A 15,184-nucleotide genomic window follows, 5' to 3' on the forward strand; every position below is an offset into this window, starting at 1 on the left:
AAACGGCCCCCGCCAAATGGCCCCCACGAACCCGCACCCGCCGAACGGCACCCGCCGAACGGCGCTCCCCCCACGGCGTGAAACCCTCCCGCCCCCGGTCCCGTGGCCCGGCAGAATGGCCACCATGGCTTTCAACCTCACCGTCGGCTTCGACCTCGACATGACCCTCATCGACTCGCGGCCGGGCATCCGTGCCTGTTACCTGGCCCTGGCGGAGCGCACGGGGACGTTCATCGACGCCGATCTGGCGGTGACCCGGCTGGGTCCGCCGCTGGCGGAGGAACTGATCCAGTGGTTCCCGGCCGAGCAGGTGCCGGCGATGGCCGACCTGTACCGGGAGATGTACCCCTCCATAGCCATCGCCGCGACGCCCGCCATGGACGGCGCCCGGGAGGCGATCGACGCGGTGCGCGCGGCCGGCGGCCGGACGATGGTGGTGACGGCGAAGTACGAGCCCAACGCCAAGCTGCACCTGTCCCACCTCGGCATCGAGCCGGACGTGGTGGTCGGTGACCTGTGGGCCGAGCAGAAGGCGGCGGCGCTGCGCGAGCACGGCGCCGGCGTGTACGTCGGCGATCACGTCGGAGACGTACGCGGTGCCCGTGCGGCGGGTGCGTTTTCGGTCGCCGTGGCGACCGGCCCGTGCCCGGCCGACGAACTGACCGCGGCCGGTGCGGACGTCGTCCTGGCCGGTCTGTCCGCCTTCCCGGCGTGGCTCTCCGGCTACCGCGAGGCGCCCGGCGCGGCCTCCCGCGCCTGACGCCGGCCGGCGGTGACCGACCGCAGGACACCGGCACCGGCGACGAGGAATCCGATGGCCATGAGCATGCTCAGGCCGAACATGTACGTCGGAAATGGCCTCGCCCCGAAGAACAGCGGGGCCACCGTGACGAGGGTGGCCACGGCCCCGAGGAAGAAGACGACGGCACCGGCGCGGATCAGTCGGTCACCGGGCTCGGCGGAATTCGTTTGGGTTTTGTCACGCACCGGACCAGGGTAGTTCCCTGCGCGAGAGAACAACCGGGGGACGTCTTGTCACCGGCCCGAAGACCATTAGCCTTGGTAGCGGCGGGTCATGGTCGACCCGCTCTAGTGCTATCAAGAGCCGTTTCCGAGCAGTTTTCCCAACGAGTACGAGGACGAGGACAGACGTGCCTACCGGCAAGGTCAAGTGGTTCAACAGCGAGAAGGGCTTCGGCTTTCTCTCCCGCGACGACGGCGGTGACGTCTTCGTCCATTCCTCGGTTCTCCCCGCCGGAGTCGATTCGCTCAAGCCGGGACAGCGCGTGGAGTTCGGGGTCGTCGCCGGTCAGCGCGGTGACCAGGCGTTGTCGGTGATCCTGCTCGACCCGACGCCCTCGGTCGCCGCCGCCCAGCGCAAGAAGCCGGACGAGTTGGCGTCGATCGTGCAGGATTTGACGACCCTTCTCGAGAACATCACGCCGATGCTGGAGAAGGGCCGCTACCCGGACAAGGCTTCCGGCAAGAAGATCGCCGGTCTGCTCCGCGCGGTCGCCGACCAGTTGGACGTCTGATCCCTGTCTGATCCCTGTCCCGGCGGAACCCGGAATCCGGGAATCCGTCAGGGAAACGCGAGTGCATCCGGGCCGAGGGGCGGTACGAGCCCCTCGGCCGCCGCACGTGTGAGCAGCCCGCGGACCGCCGCGTAGCCGTCCTCCCCGAGGCCGGCGGTGAACTCGTTGACGTACAGCCCGATGTGCTGGTCGGTGACGGCCGGGTCCAACTCCTGGGCGTGCGCCATGACGTACGGCCGGGAGGCCTCCGGGTCGTCCCAGGCGGCGCGCACGGAGGCGCGGATCGAGTCGGCGAGCCGGCCGAGCGCCTCGGCGCCCAGCGAGCGCTTGGCGATGATCGCGCCCAGCGGGATCGGCAGCCCGGTGGTCCGCTCCCAGTGCTCGCCCATGTCGGCGAGCTTGTGCAGCCCGTAGTTCTGATAGGTGAACCGGGCCTCGTGGATGACCAGACCCGCGTCCACCTTGCCGTCCCGCACGGCCGGCATGATCTCGTGGAAGGGCATGACCACGATCTCGCCGATCCCGCCCGGCTGGGTGTCCGCCGCCCACAGGCGGAACAGCAGGTAGGCCGTGGACTTCTCGCTGGGCACGGCGACCCTACGGCCCGTCAGCTCCCCACCGCCGAAAGCGGGGGAGGTGCCCCCGGCCGACGGCTCCCGCGTGAGTACCAGCGGTCCGCAGCCCCGGCCCAGCGCGCCCCCGCACGGCAGCAGCGCGTACTCGTCGAGGACGTACGGCAGGACGGCGTACGACACCTTCAGCACGTCGAACTCGCCGCGCTCGGCCATGCCGTTGGTGATGTCGATGTCGGCGAAGGTCACGTCCAGCGCGGGCGCGCCGGGGACGCGGCCGTGGGCGAGGGCGTCGAAGACGAACGTGTCGTTCGGGCAGGGGGAGTACGCGATCCGAAGCGGCTCAGTGCTCATGTGGGTTCCAACTCTCCAGGGCGGGCGCGAGCTTCCCGAAGCCCTCGGTGAGGGCGGTGAGGGCGTCGCCGATGCGCCAGGCGGCCCGGTCGCGGGGTCCGACCGGGTTGGAGACCGCGCGGATCTCCAGGACGGGCACACCGTGCGCGGCGGCGGCCTCCGCCACCCCGAAGCCCTCCATGCCCTCGGCGAGCGCGTCGGGATGCCGGGCGCGCAGGGCGGCGGCGCGGGCGGCGGTACCGGTCACGGTGGAGGCGGTCAGGATCGTGCCGGCGCGGGCGCCGGTGGCCTCGGACACGACTCGGACGAGTGATTCCGGCGGGCGGTGGGTGACGGTCCCGAAACCGAGTTCGGTGACCGGGAGGAAGCCGTCGGCGGTCTCGGCGCCCAGGTCGGCCACGGTGATCGCGTCGGCGGTGACGAGCGAGCCGACGGGCGCGTCGGGCGGGAAGCCGCCGCCGATCCCGGCCGAGACGACCAGATCGTAGGGGCGGCCGGCCAGCGCGGCGGCGGTGAGGGCGCCGGCGGTGCCGGCGGCGGCGAGCGCCGGACCCACACCGGCGGCGAGCAGGTCCCAGCCCGCAGCCGTACGGCACAGGGTCGCGCCCGGCAGCCGTACCTCCTCGGCCGCCGCGGGCAACGCCCGGACCACCGCGTCCCGCTCGACGGGAACCGCGGTGGCGACGAGGACCCTTACGGTGGAAGTCGTGATCAGGCCTTCTTCAGCTCGAAGGACCACACACCCTTGACGTTCTTCTCGCCCATCTGGATCGCGAGCTTGTTGGTCTCGCCCTGCGTGCCGTACTGGGCGCTGAAGAACGCGCTGCTCGGGATGGTGCGGTAGGTCTCCTTGCTGAAGTCGCTGAACGGGCGGCCGTTGACGAGCACGACCCAGCCGGCGTCCGCGATCTTCGGGTCGACGCCGATGCGGACGGTCTCGTCCTGGCCGACCTTGATCGACTTCACGTCGTCGGCGTTCTTGACGCAGTCCTTCAGCGACTCGGCGTTCAGCTTGTCGCCGTCGTTGTAGCAGAGGGCCTCGGAGTTGACCGAGTCCCCGCCGACGGTGATCGTCGCGACGGGGGTCGGCTTGTCACAGGCCGACAGGACGAGCAGTCCGGCGGAAACGGCGCCGGCGACGGCGACGGCGCGGCGGCGTCGCACAGCGGATTGCAGCGTGGTCATGGCCGAAGGCTATCGGGCGCCCGGAGCCGTCCCCCCACGTGGGGTGCGGCGTGCCCGGTTCGTTACGCCACGCGTGCCCGGGACCGGGAAAGCCGTTCCCGGATCGTTACGCCGGCCGATGCCACCCGCCGGGGGGCGCGGGGTCACGCCACCCTGGCCCGCGCCCGGCCGCCGTGCCGGGCCGAGGCGAGCAGCCCCCTCAGCGTGGTCAGCCAGCCGACGGCCACGAACACGGCGCCGACCAGCAGCCCCACCGTGCCGTTGAGCGGCATCACGATCCCGACCGCGCCGCCGAACACCCACGCCATCTGCAGCAGCGTCTCCGAGCGGGCGAACGCCGAGGTACGCACCTGCTCCGGCACGTCCCGCTGGATCAGCGCGTCCAGCGCCAGCTTGGCCAGCGCCTGCGCGAACCCGGCCACGGCCGCCAGACAGGCCACCAGGAACGCGCTGAAGAACAGGCCGGCGACGACCGACGCACCGAGCACCACCGCGACGACGGCCACGATGATGACCTCCGGCGCGCGTGACCTGAGCCAGGCGCCCACGGCCGTCCCCAAGGCGTTGCCCACCCCCGCCGCGACCCCCACTATCCCCAGCGACACGGCCGCGCTCTGCCCGGTCAGCGGATGCTCGCGCAGCAGGAAGGCCAGGAAGAAGATCAGGAAGCCGGACAGGCAGCGCAGGGCGGCGTTGGCGCCGAGCGCGTGGGTGACGGCGGGCCCGACCGTCCGCAGCCCCGGCCGCTTGACCCGCTTGCGGTACGGCCCGTGCAGATGCTGTTCGTCGGCCGCGAGCAGCGCCACGTCCTCGCCCTTGGCCGAGTCCACGGTGGGCGGCAGGGAGAACGACAGAAACGTGCCTGCAACGAAGATCAGGAAGGCGCCGTACAGCGGCCACGGGTCGCCGACCGCGTGCAGACCCGCCGCGACCGGCGCGGCGGCACCCGTCGCCAGCAGCCCCGCGAGGGTCACCCGGGAATTGGCCTTCACCAGCGAGAACCGCGGCGGCAGCAGCCGCGGCACGACGGCACTGCGGACCACGCCGTACGCCTTCGAGGCCACCAGCACGCCCAGCGCGGCCGGATACAGCTCCAGACTGCCGCTCGCCACCGCCCCCGAGATGACCAGCGCGAGCAGCGCCCGCGCCAGCATCGACCCCGCCATCGCGGCCCGCCGCCCGTGCGGCAGCCGGTCCAGCAGCGGGCCGATGACCGGAGCGAGGACCGTGAACGGAGCCATCGTGATGGCGAGATAGAGCGCGACCCGCCCGCGCGCCTCGTCGGTGGGCACGGAGAAGAACACGGTCGAGGCCAGCGCCACCGTGACCATCACGTCCCCGGCGCCGTTCACCGCGTGCAGCTCGATCAGCTTGCCCAGGCCCGACTCGCCCGCGCCGTGCGCGTGCGTGGCCCTGCGGATCCCCCGCGCCGCGCCGGAGACAGGAAAGTGCAGGGCACGGCCCATCGCGCGGACGGCACCACCCACCCGGCCCGAACCGCCGCCCCGATCACTCGCCTTGTCCGCGGCTGTCACGACGTTCATAGTGCCCCGAGATACGGCCGGATAGTGCGGTACGGCACGGATGGCGGGCGCATCACCCCGCACAGCGCCGCATCGCCCCGCATCGCGCCGCATGGTCGTGCATCCCCCCGTACGGCCCCGCCCCCGGGCTCCGGACGTCCCGCCCGGGTGGCCGGCCGACCCCGCACCCGGGCTCCGGACGGCCCGCTCAGGTGGGCGGGTGGGAATATCCACGAATCCCGCCCGGTGTAGCGTGCCTATCTCAGCCATAACGCAGAATGGATGGCAGAGGTGCGCCCAGGCGCGCGGATGCAGACGTCGATGCGGTCCCCAGGTCCGCTCCGTCGGCGAAACCGCCGGAGGCAGCCGCACTCGACGAGACGGCGTAGGAGAGAAGCGATACCTGTGAGCGCGACAACGCGAAGCCGCACCCCCGACCGCCTGTGCGCCGAGGCCGTCGACCTCGCCCGCGCCGCCGCAGAGGAGGCCGCCGCCCCCGGCGTGGTCGGCGAGCACACCGGCCTGGTGTCGGAGGGCGACCGCGTTGTCACGCACTTCTTCGAGTGCAAGGAACTGGGCTACCGGGGCTGGCGCTGGGCCGTGACCGTGGCCCGCGCCTCCCGCGCCAAGCTGGTGACCGTGGACGAGGCCGTCCTCCTCCCCGGCCCCGACGCCCTCCTCGCCCCCGAATGGGTGCCGTGGAGCGAACGCCTGCGCCCCGGAGACCTCGGCCCCGGCGACCTGCTCCCCACGGACCAGGACGACCTGCGCCTGGAGCCCGGCTACACGGCCGAGGAGCAGCCCCCGCCGAACTCGCTGGTCTCCGAGGAGATGCGGGAGCTGGCGGAGGCCGAGGACGCCGACGTCACCCCCGGCGCGCCCGCCACCCAGCCGACGACCCCCACCCGCGGTTCGATCGCCGCGGTGGCCGAGGAACTCGGCATGCGGCGCGCGCGTGTCCTGTCCCGTTACGGCCTGCACACCGCCGCCGACCGCTGGGAGGACGCCTTCGGCCCGAAGACGCCGATGGCCCAGGCGGCCCCGGCGTCGTGCATGTCCTGCGGATTCCTGACGCCCATCGGCGGCTCCCTCGGCCAGGCCTTCGGCGTCTGCGCGAACGAGTTCTCGCCGGCGGACGGCCGCGTGGTCTCGCTCTCCTACGGCTGCGGCGGCCACTCGGAGGCGGCGGTCATGCCGAAGCCCCCGCAGCCGGCCGCGCCGGTCATCGACGAGACCAGGGTCGACCCCTTCCCCCTCCGCCCGGCCCCCGACTCCGGCTCGGTCCCGGAAACGGGCGACGAGGAAACGGCGGAACTGGGACATTCCTGAGGAGTGGCCGGGGCTGGGCTGGAGCACACTCCTGAGGAGTGGCCAGGCTGGTCTGGGGGCGTGGCTTCGGGCTAGAGGGGGCTTCGGCCTGGGGCGTGGCTTCGGGCTAGAGGGTGGCTTCGGCCTGGGGCGTGGCTTCGGGCTGGAGGGTGGCTTCGGGCTGGAGGGTGGCTTCGGCCTGCGGGGCAGCTTCGGCCTGGGGGGTGGCTTCGGGTCTCGGGGTGGGGCCCGGGTGCTGCGTCGGCGCGTTGTGGCCTGAGCCGGCCCGCCCGATCCCTACTTCGGCCGTCCCGACCCGCACTTCGGCCCACACCGTCTTGCGCGGCGGCAGCCCGGGTGCCGTGCCCCACCGCTCGGCCAACGCCGCCACCAGCAGCAGCCCCCGCCCGCCGTCGGCATCCGCCGCCGGGGCGCTCACCGGGCACGGCAGCCGGTCACCGCGCGTATCGGTCACCTCGATACGGAGGGTGTCGCCGACGACGTACAGCGTCAGCCGGAAGTCCCGGCCGGCCACGCGGCCATGCGTGGCGGCGTTGGTGGCGAGTTCACCGACGATCAGCTCGGCCGGGTCCAACGGGAGTCCCCAGGTGCGCAGTTGTGCGCCGGCCAGCAGCCGGGCGAGCCGGGCGCCGCGTGGCGTGGGGGACAACTGCGCCGTGAAGTTGGGGATGGGGGTGGAGATTTCCTGGTTCACATCACTCAGAGTGGCCGCGCCCGTGGCCCCTGAAAAGCGACCGCGTGGTTGCGTACGGTCACTGTCCGGCGCTTGTCCGCCGGTGTCCGGCCTGTCGAGCCCGACGCGCGCCCGACGTGCACTCGGCGTGCGCTAGGCGGGTGGGATTGGCAGATCCGTTCCGGGCGGTGGGTCCGTCGCGGGCCTGATTCCGGACATCCGTCGCTGGGCCAGTGGAACGAATCTGCCGATCCCTCCCGCCCTCGGGGGGAGGGGGGTGGGTTAGGTGGGGGGCAAGGGCGTTTCGTGTGCTGTGTGCAGGGTTGAGGTCTTGTTGGTGCGTTCCAGGCGTAGGTGGGCCGAGCGGCCGCGCAGGGTCAGGGTCATGAGCTGGTTGCCGAACCATGGGCCGCCCTGTTTGCGCCACCGCACCGGTGGGCGGGCGCAGCGGCCGTGGCGGGTCAGGAGGTGTCCCAGGAGACGGGCCGGGGCGCTCCAGCCGAAGTGGAAGCCGAGCCGCATCGTCAGGGGTACGGAGTTGTGCACGGGGGAGCAGGTGAGCTGGACGACGGGGGCGGACGAGCCGCCGGACGGCCAGGTCGCCCGTGCGATGTAGCCGTGGTGCACGTCCCCGGACAGGACGTACACGCCGGCCGGGGCGCCCGGCGCGGATCCGGCCTCGGCGATCAGGTCGGCCAGGTCGGCGAAGGAGCGGGGGAAGGCCGCCCAGTGTTCGAGATCGGCCCCACGGCGCAGCCGCTCGCCGAAGCGGGCCCAGCGGTCGCCGCGTTCTCCCGCGCACAGGGCCGCGTCCCAGGCCTCGGCGGCGTGCACCAGGTGAGGCAGCAGCCAGGGCAGGGAGGTGCCGATCAGCAGGTGGTCGTACGCGCCCTCGTCGGCCAGGACCTGTTCGCGCAGCCAGGCGGCCTCGCCCGGGTCGAGCATGGCGCGCCGGTTCTCCTCGAGGACGCGTGCGGCTCTGGAGTCCACCATCACCAGCCGGACGCGGCCGAAGTCGCGGCGGTAGCTGAAGCGGACCGAGGCGAGGTCGGTGTCGGCCCGTTCGGCGAGGGCGCGCAGTGCGTCCGTGCCGTCCTGGGTGGCGTGTACGGCGGCCCAGGTCGGGTCGTGGGCCAGTTCGGCGGGGGAGAGGTTGCCGAGGTGCTGGTGGACCCAGTAGGACATCAGGCCGGCCAGCAGCCGCTGCTGCCACCAGTCGGTGGTGCGCATGTCGGCGAGCCAGGCGGCGGAGGTGTTCCAGTCGTCCACGATGTCGTGGTCGTCGAAGATCATGAAGCTGGGCACGGTGGACAGCAGCCAGCGGATCTCGGGGTCGAGCCAGGATTCGTAGTAGAGGTGGCAGTACTCCTCGTAGTCGGCGACCTGGGCGCCGGGCGGCTCGTCGAGGTCGCGGCGGCCGGCCAGCAGGCGCCGGGTCTCCGCGGAGGTCTCGTCCGCGTAGACCTGGTCGCCCAGCAGGAGCAGGACGTCCGGTGGCTGCGCTTCTGGGTCGGCCGACAGGCGGCGGGCGAGGGTGTCCAGGGCGTCCGGGCCGACCGGGTCCTTGCCGTCCGCCGGGGGCGCGGCCCAGCGGCATGATCCGAAGGTGACGCGGACGGTCTCGCCGGCGCCGGGGGACCGGATGACGCTGGGCGGGAAAGGAGAGTCCGGCAGGGGCCAGACCGGGGTGTCGTCCAGGAACACCTCGTACGAGGGTGCGGTGCCCGGTTCCAGTCCGGTCACCGTGACCAGCGCGTAGTGGTGCCCGGCCACCCGGAAGGCGGGGGCCGTGCCGCTCGCGCCGTTCGAGCAGCGCACCTGTGCCGTGCAGGGTCCGCTTGTCTCGACCCACACGGTCGCGCACGAGTCGTCGGTGTATCTCAGCAGCGGGCCCAGACGCAGTTCGGCCATGTGGGCGCCTTCCTGTCTCGTGGCGTACGGAGAGGAACGGCCGTTCAGACCGTACCGGCCGGGCGGGCGGTGGGCGCCCGCCGGGCATGTACCGCGTCTGCCTCCGTCCGGCGCGGGCATGCGGAGGGGGACGGCGGTGGGGAGCCGTACGCCGTCCGGTGGTCGGTCCGCCGGAGGGTGGGCGGCCGGCTGAGGGGAGGCGGGGGCATGGGGACGGTGGTGCACGTCCCGCAGACGCGGGACATGGTCGGGGAAGAACTCTCCGGCGACGAGGCGTTCACCGCGCTGCAGCGCTACGGTGGTGCGCGGCTGCTGCTCGACGCCTTCTCCCGGTTCCGTTACGCCGACGGCTTCACCAACGCGCGCGCCCTCGGCTTCCAGATCGTGCTGGGCATGATGCCGTTCACCATCGCGCTCGTCGGCCTCGCCACGGCCGCGCACACGGAGAGCGTGGGGCGCGTCATCGAGCTGACGCTCGGCCGGATCGTGCCGGGCGCCGGGGCCGAGGTGATCCGGGAGGCCCTGGGCGGTACCCGCCGCGCCGCCGGTTCCGGCACCTGGAGCACGGTCGCGCTCAGCCTCGGACTGGTCTTCTCCGTGCTCAATCTGGCCTCCGCGATGGGCCAGGTAGAGCGGGGCGCCAACCGCATCTACGGCATCGAACGGGACCGGCCCTTCCCGCGGAAGTACGGCAGGGCCGTGCTCCTCGCCTTCGCCGCCGGCATGCCGATGGTCCTGGGCTTCCTGGTCCTGGTCGCGGGTGAGGCCGTCGGCGCCGCGACGGCCGAGGCGCTGGGCCGGTCCGCGCCCCCGGCGTGGTGGGGCGCCCTGGAGATCCCGGTGGGCACCGTCCTCGCCTGGGTCGCCTCCGCCGTGATCTTCCGCTGGTCGCCGCGCCGGGACCAGCCGGGGTACACGTGGCTGGCGTTCGGCTCCGCCGTCCACCTGGTGCTGTGGGTCGGTGCCACCTGGCTGCTGACGCTCTACGTCTCCCGCAGCGGCTCCTTCGGCACCGTGTACGGCCCCCTCACGGCCTTCGTGGCCCTGCTGCTGTGGGCCAACCTGACGGGTGTCGCGCTGTTCCTGGGCATCGCGTTCGCCGCGCAGCTGGAGGCGGCCCGCGCCGGCCTGGGCCGGGCCGTCCGGCCGGACCCCGGGCCGGGACCCTGACACCGGGCCGGGGCTCTGACACCGGGCCGGGACCCTGACACCGGCGCGGCGCGCCGACCGCGCCTATCAGACCGCCCCGGTATCAGACCGCGCCGATGTCAGACCGCCCCGGTGTCACACCGCGGTGCGCCGATCGCGCCGCGCCGGCGCGCGGTTCAGGATCCGACCAGGCGGCGTACGTTGTCGAGCGATCCGCAGCCTTCCTTCAGCCGGCGCTCCCGCTCCTCCAGGAACGCCGCGCCCAGCTCCTCGCGCCGCTCCGTCGCCACGTTCTCGCGCGCGCCGTTGAGAATGGTGCGCTCCTCCTCGTCGGCGTGGTGGGTGACCGCCTCCACCAGCGCCTCCAGCTTGGTGTCCCACTCCTCGGAGCCGACCTCCTCGACCTCCAGGAGGCCCAGGAGGGCCTCGTTGCCCTCGTCGTGCTCGTGCTCGCCGTGCTCGATCTCTTCGTCGTCGATGTTCTTGTACCGCTTCAGGGCGGGATAGACCTCGGCCTCCTCGGCCAGCGCGTGCGCGATCAGCAGGTCCGCGAACTCCCGGAGCGCGGCCGCTCGGTCGGCTTCGACGCTGCGCATCAGACGGAAGAGGTCCTCCATGCGCCGGTGGTCCTGGAGGATGAGCTGGACGACGTCCTGTGTCTGGGCCATCAGCGGACACCACTTTCGTGCGAACGGACAGGCCCCGACCGACTACCCCCACCCTGCGCGTTGATGGCCTACCGGGTCCGCGGCCCCCCTACGCCCCTTCCGGCTCCGGCCCGGCCGCGCTGTACCTTCGTCCTCACGCGGATGAGGAGAGTGAACGTGAGCAAGTTCGTGCGGCCGGCGGCCGAGGGTGCCGATCCCTTCGGGACGGCCCGTCTGCGTCGCGGCGTCCTCGACGCCTGGGCGACCAGCCCCGCCCGGTTCCGGGAGGACGCCAACGCCGAGGAGGACCTCGTTCTCGGCGGCTACCGTGACCGGCTCGTCGTCGAGCTGGCCCAGAACGCCGCCGATGCCGCCGCGCGGGCCGGGGCACCCGGCCGGCTGCGGCTCACCCTCCGTGACGGCGTGCTCGTGGCCGCGAACACCGGTGCCCCGCTGGACGCGGCCGGTGTCGAGTCGCTGGCCACGCTGCGGGCCTCCGCGAAGCGGGACACCCGGAACACGCACGGTGCCGTCGGGCGGTTCGGTGTCGGGTTCGCCGCCGTACTCGCGGTGACCGACGAGCCGGCGATCGTGGGCCGGCACGGCGGGGTGCGCTGGTCCCTCGCCGAGGCCCGGGAGCTGGCCGCCGACACCGCACGGCACAGCCCGGGGCTGGGCGACGAGGTCCGGCGCCGGGACGGGCACGTGCCCCTGCTGCGGCTGCCCTTCGCCGCAGAGGGCACCGCGCCCGAGCCGTACGACACCGCCGTCATCCTGCCCCTGCGGGACGCGGCCGCCGCCGATCTCGCCGAGCGGCTGCTCGGTGGCGTCGACGACGCCCTGCTGCTCGCCCTGCCGGGGCTGGCCGAGGTGGTCGTGGAGATCGAGGGCGAGGTGCCGCGGACCCTCAGCCGCCGCACCGACGGCGCCTTCACGGTCGTCGAGGACTCCCGGGACGGCATCACCAACTGGCGGTCCGCCTCCGCGCACGGGCCGCTCACCCCCGACCTGCTCGCCGGCCGGCCGGTGGAGGAGAGGCTGCGGCCGCACTGGTCGGTGACCTGGGCCGTGCCCGTCGACGCCTACGGCGCCCCGGTCCGGCCCCGGACGAGCCCGGTCGTGCACGCGCCGACGCCGAGCGACGAGCCGCTGGGCGTGCCCGCGCTGCTCATCGCCTCCTTCCCGCTGGACACCACCCGGCGGCACGCGGCCCCGGGCCCGCTCACCGACTTCCTGGTGCAGCGCGCGGCCGACGTCTACGCCGAACTGCTCGCCGGATGGCGGCCGGTGGGCCCGGGGATCGTCGACCTGGTTCCCGGGCCGCTCGGCAAGGGCGAGCTGGACGGGGCGCTGCGCCAGGCCGTGCTGGAGCGGCTGCCGCGCACCGCGTTCCTGCCGCCGGCCGTCGAGGCGCAGACCGACGACGAGCTGCCGGAGGCCCTGCGGCCCCGGGACGCCGAGATCGTCGAGGGCGCCGGGGCCGACACCGTGCGGGTGCTGGCCGAGGTGCTGCCGACGCTGCTCCCGGCGGGGCTGGAGCGGCGCGTGGAGCTGCGGTCCCTCGGGGTCGCCCGGCTGCCTCTCGCCGACGCCGTCGACCGGCTCGCCGGGCTGGAGAAGGAACCCGAGTGGTGGTGGCGGCTGTACGACAGCCTCGCCGGGGTCGATCCCGACCGGCTGTCGGGGCTGCCGGTGCCGCTGGCCGGGGGCACGTCCCAGGGCTTCGGTGCCGGGGGAGCGCGGACCACCATCGGTCCCCGGCAGGTGCTGCTGCCCGCCCCGGACGCGGTCCGGATCGATCCGGAGGTCCTCGGGCGGCTCGGGCTGAAGGTCGCCCACAGTGACGCCGCGCACCCGCTGCTGGAGAAGCTGGGTGCGCTGCCCGCCACCCCGCGCGCGGTGCTGACCACCCCGCAGGTGCGGGCCGCCGTCGCTGGCTCGCTGGAGGACGACGGCGCCCTGGGCTGGGAGGAGGACGCGCTGGACGCCGAGGAACTGGCGGACACCGTGCTCGCCCTCGTGCGGGACGCGGACCTGGAGCCGGGGGACGAGCCCTGGCTGGGCGCGCTCGCGCTGCCCGACGAGGACGGCGAGCTGGCGCCCGCCGGCGAGCTGGTGTTCCCGGGCAGCGCCTTCGCCCGGGTGATCCGCGAGGGCGAGCTGGCCGCCGTGGACGCCGAGCTGGCCGAGAGGTGGGGGGAGCGGACGCTCGCCGCGTGCGGGGTGCTCGCCGGCTTCGCGCTGGTCCGCGCCACCGATGTCGTCCTGGACCCGGACGAGCTGGAGCCCCGCGAGGGCGACTACGCCGAGCCGGACGACGCGGGGCTGCTGGACGCCGTGGACGTGTGGTGCGAGGACATCCTGGACCGGTTCCCGGACAGCCCGGTGCCGCCCGTGGCCACCGAACTCGTCGCCGTCCGCGACCTGGACCTGGTCGACGACGACCACTGGCCGGAGGCGCTGTCCCTGCTGGCGCGGCCGCCGTTGCGGGACGCCCTGACCCAGCCCGTGCGCATCCTGCTGCCCGACGGCACCCACGAGGTCGTACGGCCGTACACGGCCTGGTGGTTGCGCGGGCACCCGGTACTCGACGGCCGGCGCCCGGCCGGTCTGCTCGCGGCCGGCGGGGACCCGCTGCTGCGCGGTCTGTACGACGAGGCGGACGCCACCGGCTTCGAGGACGAGCAGGTGCTGCGGGCGCTCGGCGTGCGCACCTCCGTCGGTGCGCTGCTGGACGAGCCCGGCGGCGCCGCCGAGCTGCTGGACCGGCTCGCCGCCCCGGAGCGGCAGGTCACGGCCGCTCAGCTGCACGGCCTGTACGGCGCGTTGGCGGAGCTGGATCCCGAGCAGGTGACCCTGCCGGACGATCTGCGGGCCGTCGTGGACGGGCGGGTGGAGGTCGTGGACGCCGGTGCGGCCGTCGTGGTCGACTCGCCGGACCTGCTGCCGTTCACCTCCGGGGTGCCGCTGCTGCCGGTCCGGCCCGCGCGTGCCGCTGAGTTGGCGGAGCTGTTCCAGGTGCGCCGGCTCAGCGAGTCCGTCACCGGTGAGGTGCACTCCGAGGGGACCGAGCACGACGTGCCGGACCCGGTGCGGGTGCTGCTCGGGCCGCGGACACCGCGGACGTACGTCGAGCACGAGGAACTGGTCGTGGACGGCGTGGAGATCGACTGGCGGCTGACCGACGACGGTGTGCTGCACGCGGCCACCCTGGAGGGAGTCGCGGCGGGGCTGGCGTGGGCGGCGGGGCAGTGGCCGCGGCGGTTCGAGGTGGCCGCGCTGCTGGAAGACCCGTCACGGACCGAGGAGTTGGCGCGGGACCGCTGGTTCGACTGACCCGGACTGGTTCCTCGCTCTTCTCGTTCCCCTGGTGACAACTCCTGCACGAATTTTTCACTACTAGTACAACCTTTCACTTTGTTGCCGCGTCACATCTGCGGAGTCACCCGACTCCGCAGATCTAGACGTGGGGACAAAACATGCGCATCCGTGCCTCTGTCGCCGTCGTGGGCGGCGCTCTGGCCCTGTCCGCTCTCGCCGTTCCGGCCGCCCAGGCGTCCGGCAGCCAGGGCGACACCAAGATCACCAAGGTGGTCGTGGACGGTGACAACAAGGTGTCCGTCGGCACCTCCAGCGCGGTGACCGTCAAGGTCAGCGTGACCGCCACCGACAACTCGGGCATCAAGGGCGCCGACAGCTTCGACCTCTACGGCCCCGACAACGGGTACGCGTCGACCGGCAAGCCCGTCTGCACCACGGTCAACGCCACCACCTCCACCTGCACCGCCTCGGTGAAGATCGACCCGAGGACGGACTACCTCTCCAACAAGAGCGCGGGCACCTGGTACGTGGACGCGTGGATCGACGCCAAGGACGGCGACTACAACTGGAAGGAGAAGGCCGGCTCCTTCTGGTTCCAGCGCGCCTCCAAGCTCACCGCCAACGCCTCCCCGGAGCCGGTGAAGAAGGGCAGGACGATCACCGTCACGGGCGCCCTCAGCCGCGCCAACTGGGAGACGCTGAAGTACGGCGGCTACGCCTCGCAGTCCGTCCAGCTCCAGTTCAAGAAGAAGGGCGCCAGCGCCTACACCACGCTGAAGACCGTCAAGACGGACTCCAGGGGCAACCTGAAGACCACCACCACCGCCACGGTCGACGGTTACTACCGCTTCTCCTTCGCGGGCAACTCCGCCACCGCCGCGGTCGGCGCCGCGGGCGACCTCGTCGACGTGAACTGAGCCAACTAGTACAACTGTTCGCATAGTTCGTGGGTCTGACCAGGCGATCCGAGCGATCCGTCGCCGGT

General features: G+C 73.1%; 14 protein-coding genes. 6 read left to right on the forward strand and 8 right to left on the reverse strand.

All coding sequences use genetic code 11. From position 1 onward, the window contains the following. Nucleotides 1–115 precede the first annotated feature (115 nt). Nucleotides 116–760, forward strand: a complete 645-nt coding sequence (locus JK361_RS37870) for an HAD family hydrolase (RefSeq protein ID WP_201827149.1) — start codon at nt 116–118, stop codon at nt 758–760. Here the strand turns inward: JK361_RS37870 and JK361_RS37875 are convergent. Beyond that, nucleotides 724–987 (reverse strand): hypothetical protein, encoded by a 264-nt coding sequence (locus tag JK361_RS37875; RefSeq protein ID WP_201827151.1) that lies wholly within the window; start codon nt 985–987, stop codon nt 724–726. The two genes, JK361_RS37870 and JK361_RS37875, sit on opposite strands and share 37 nt — an antisense overlap. A gap of 164 nt (nt 988–1,151) precedes the next feature. Here JK361_RS37875 and JK361_RS42520 point away from each other — a divergent pair, with 164 nt between their 5' ends. After that, nucleotides 1,152–1,535: a cold-shock protein gene (locus JK361_RS42520; RefSeq protein WP_201827153.1), complete on the forward strand. Its 384-nt coding sequence runs from the start codon at nt 1,152–1,154 to the stop codon at nt 1,533–1,535. Between the two features lie 47 nt (nt 1,536–1,582). Here the strand turns inward: JK361_RS42520 and JK361_RS37885 are convergent, their stop codons facing one another. The 4 genes from JK361_RS37885 to JK361_RS37900 form a co-directional block, all read right to left on the reverse strand. Then, the gene (locus JK361_RS37885; protein ID WP_201827155.1) at nt 1,583–2,461 is read right to left on the reverse strand and encodes a 1,4-dihydroxy-6-naphtoate synthase; all 879 of its coding nucleotides are present in this window, start codon (nt 2,459–2,461) and stop codon (nt 1,583–1,585) included. After that, on the reverse strand, nt 2,451–3,200 hold the full coding sequence (locus JK361_RS37890; protein ID WP_201827157.1) for a futalosine hydrolase: 750 nt from the start codon (nt 3,198–3,200) through the stop codon (nt 2,451–2,453). The genes JK361_RS37885 and JK361_RS37890 overlap by 11 nt, the downstream gene beginning before the upstream one ends. Next, the gene (locus tag JK361_RS37895; protein WP_201827159.1) at nt 3,173–3,646 is read right to left on the reverse strand and encodes a DUF2771 family protein; all 474 of its coding nucleotides are present in this window, start codon (nt 3,644–3,646) and stop codon (nt 3,173–3,175) included. Before JK361_RS37895 ends, JK361_RS37890 begins: the two co-directional genes overlap by 28 nt. Before the next feature lie 143 nt (nt 3,647–3,789). After that, nucleotides 3,790–5,190 (reverse strand): MFS transporter, encoded by a 1,401-nt coding sequence (locus JK361_RS37900; RefSeq protein ID WP_372448781.1) that lies wholly within the window; start codon nt 5,188–5,190, stop codon nt 3,790–3,792. Between the two features lie 384 nt (nt 5,191–5,574). Between JK361_RS37900 and JK361_RS37905 the strand changes: the two genes are divergently transcribed. Continuing rightward, entirely contained in the window at nt 5,575–6,498 is a 924-nt protein-coding gene (locus JK361_RS37905; RefSeq protein ID WP_307787430.1) for a DUF3027 domain-containing protein, read from the forward strand. A gap of 106 nt (nt 6,499–6,604) precedes the next feature. Here JK361_RS37905 and JK361_RS37910 read toward each other — a convergent pair whose 3' ends face one another. Both JK361_RS37910 and JK361_RS37915 read right to left on the reverse strand, forming a co-directional pair. Continuing rightward, nucleotides 6,605–7,192, reverse strand: coding sequence for an ATP-binding protein (locus JK361_RS37910; protein ID WP_201827161.1), 588 nt, complete (start codon nt 7,190–7,192; stop codon nt 6,605–6,607). Nucleotides 7,193–7,453: 261 nt separating this feature from the next. Continuing rightward, a complete protein-coding gene (locus JK361_RS37915; RefSeq protein ID WP_201827163.1) occupies nt 7,454–9,082 on the reverse strand; it encodes an alkaline phosphatase D family protein in 1,629 nt (542 codons plus the stop codon). 207 nt (nt 9,083–9,289) lie between these two features. On the opposite strand from JK361_RS37915, the gene JK361_RS37920 reads away from it, so the two are divergent. Further along, nucleotides 9,290–10,252 (forward strand): YihY/virulence factor BrkB family protein, encoded by a 963-nt coding sequence (locus tag JK361_RS37920; protein WP_201827166.1) that lies wholly within the window; start codon nt 9,290–9,292, stop codon nt 10,250–10,252. A gap of 155 nt (nt 10,253–10,407) precedes the next feature. On the opposite strand, the gene JK361_RS37925 is transcribed toward JK361_RS37920, so the two are convergent. Continuing rightward, entirely contained in the window at nt 10,408–10,899 is a 492-nt protein-coding gene (locus JK361_RS37925) for a hemerythrin domain-containing protein (RefSeq protein ID WP_201827168.1), read from the reverse strand. Nucleotides 10,900–11,040: 141 nt separating this feature from the next. Here JK361_RS37925 and JK361_RS37930 point away from each other — a divergent pair, with 141 nt between their 5' ends. Together JK361_RS37930 and JK361_RS37935 are read left to right on the forward strand one after the other, a co-directional pair. Continuing rightward, a complete protein-coding gene (locus tag JK361_RS37930; RefSeq protein ID WP_201827170.1) occupies nt 11,041–14,214 on the forward strand; it encodes a sacsin N-terminal ATP-binding-like domain-containing protein in 3,174 nt (1,057 codons plus the stop codon). Nucleotides 14,215–14,357: 143 nt separating this feature from the next. Continuing rightward, the gene (locus JK361_RS37935; RefSeq protein ID WP_201827172.1) at nt 14,358–15,116 is read left to right on the forward strand and encodes a calcium-binding protein; all 759 of its coding nucleotides are present in this window, start codon (nt 14,358–14,360) and stop codon (nt 15,114–15,116) included. Nucleotides 15,117–15,184: the final 68 nt, after the last annotated feature.

The sequence above is a fragment of the Streptomyces musisoli genome, from assembly GCF_016741855.1.
Lineage (GTDB): Bacteria > Actinomycetota > Actinomycetes > Streptomycetales > Streptomycetaceae > Streptomyces > Streptomyces musisoli.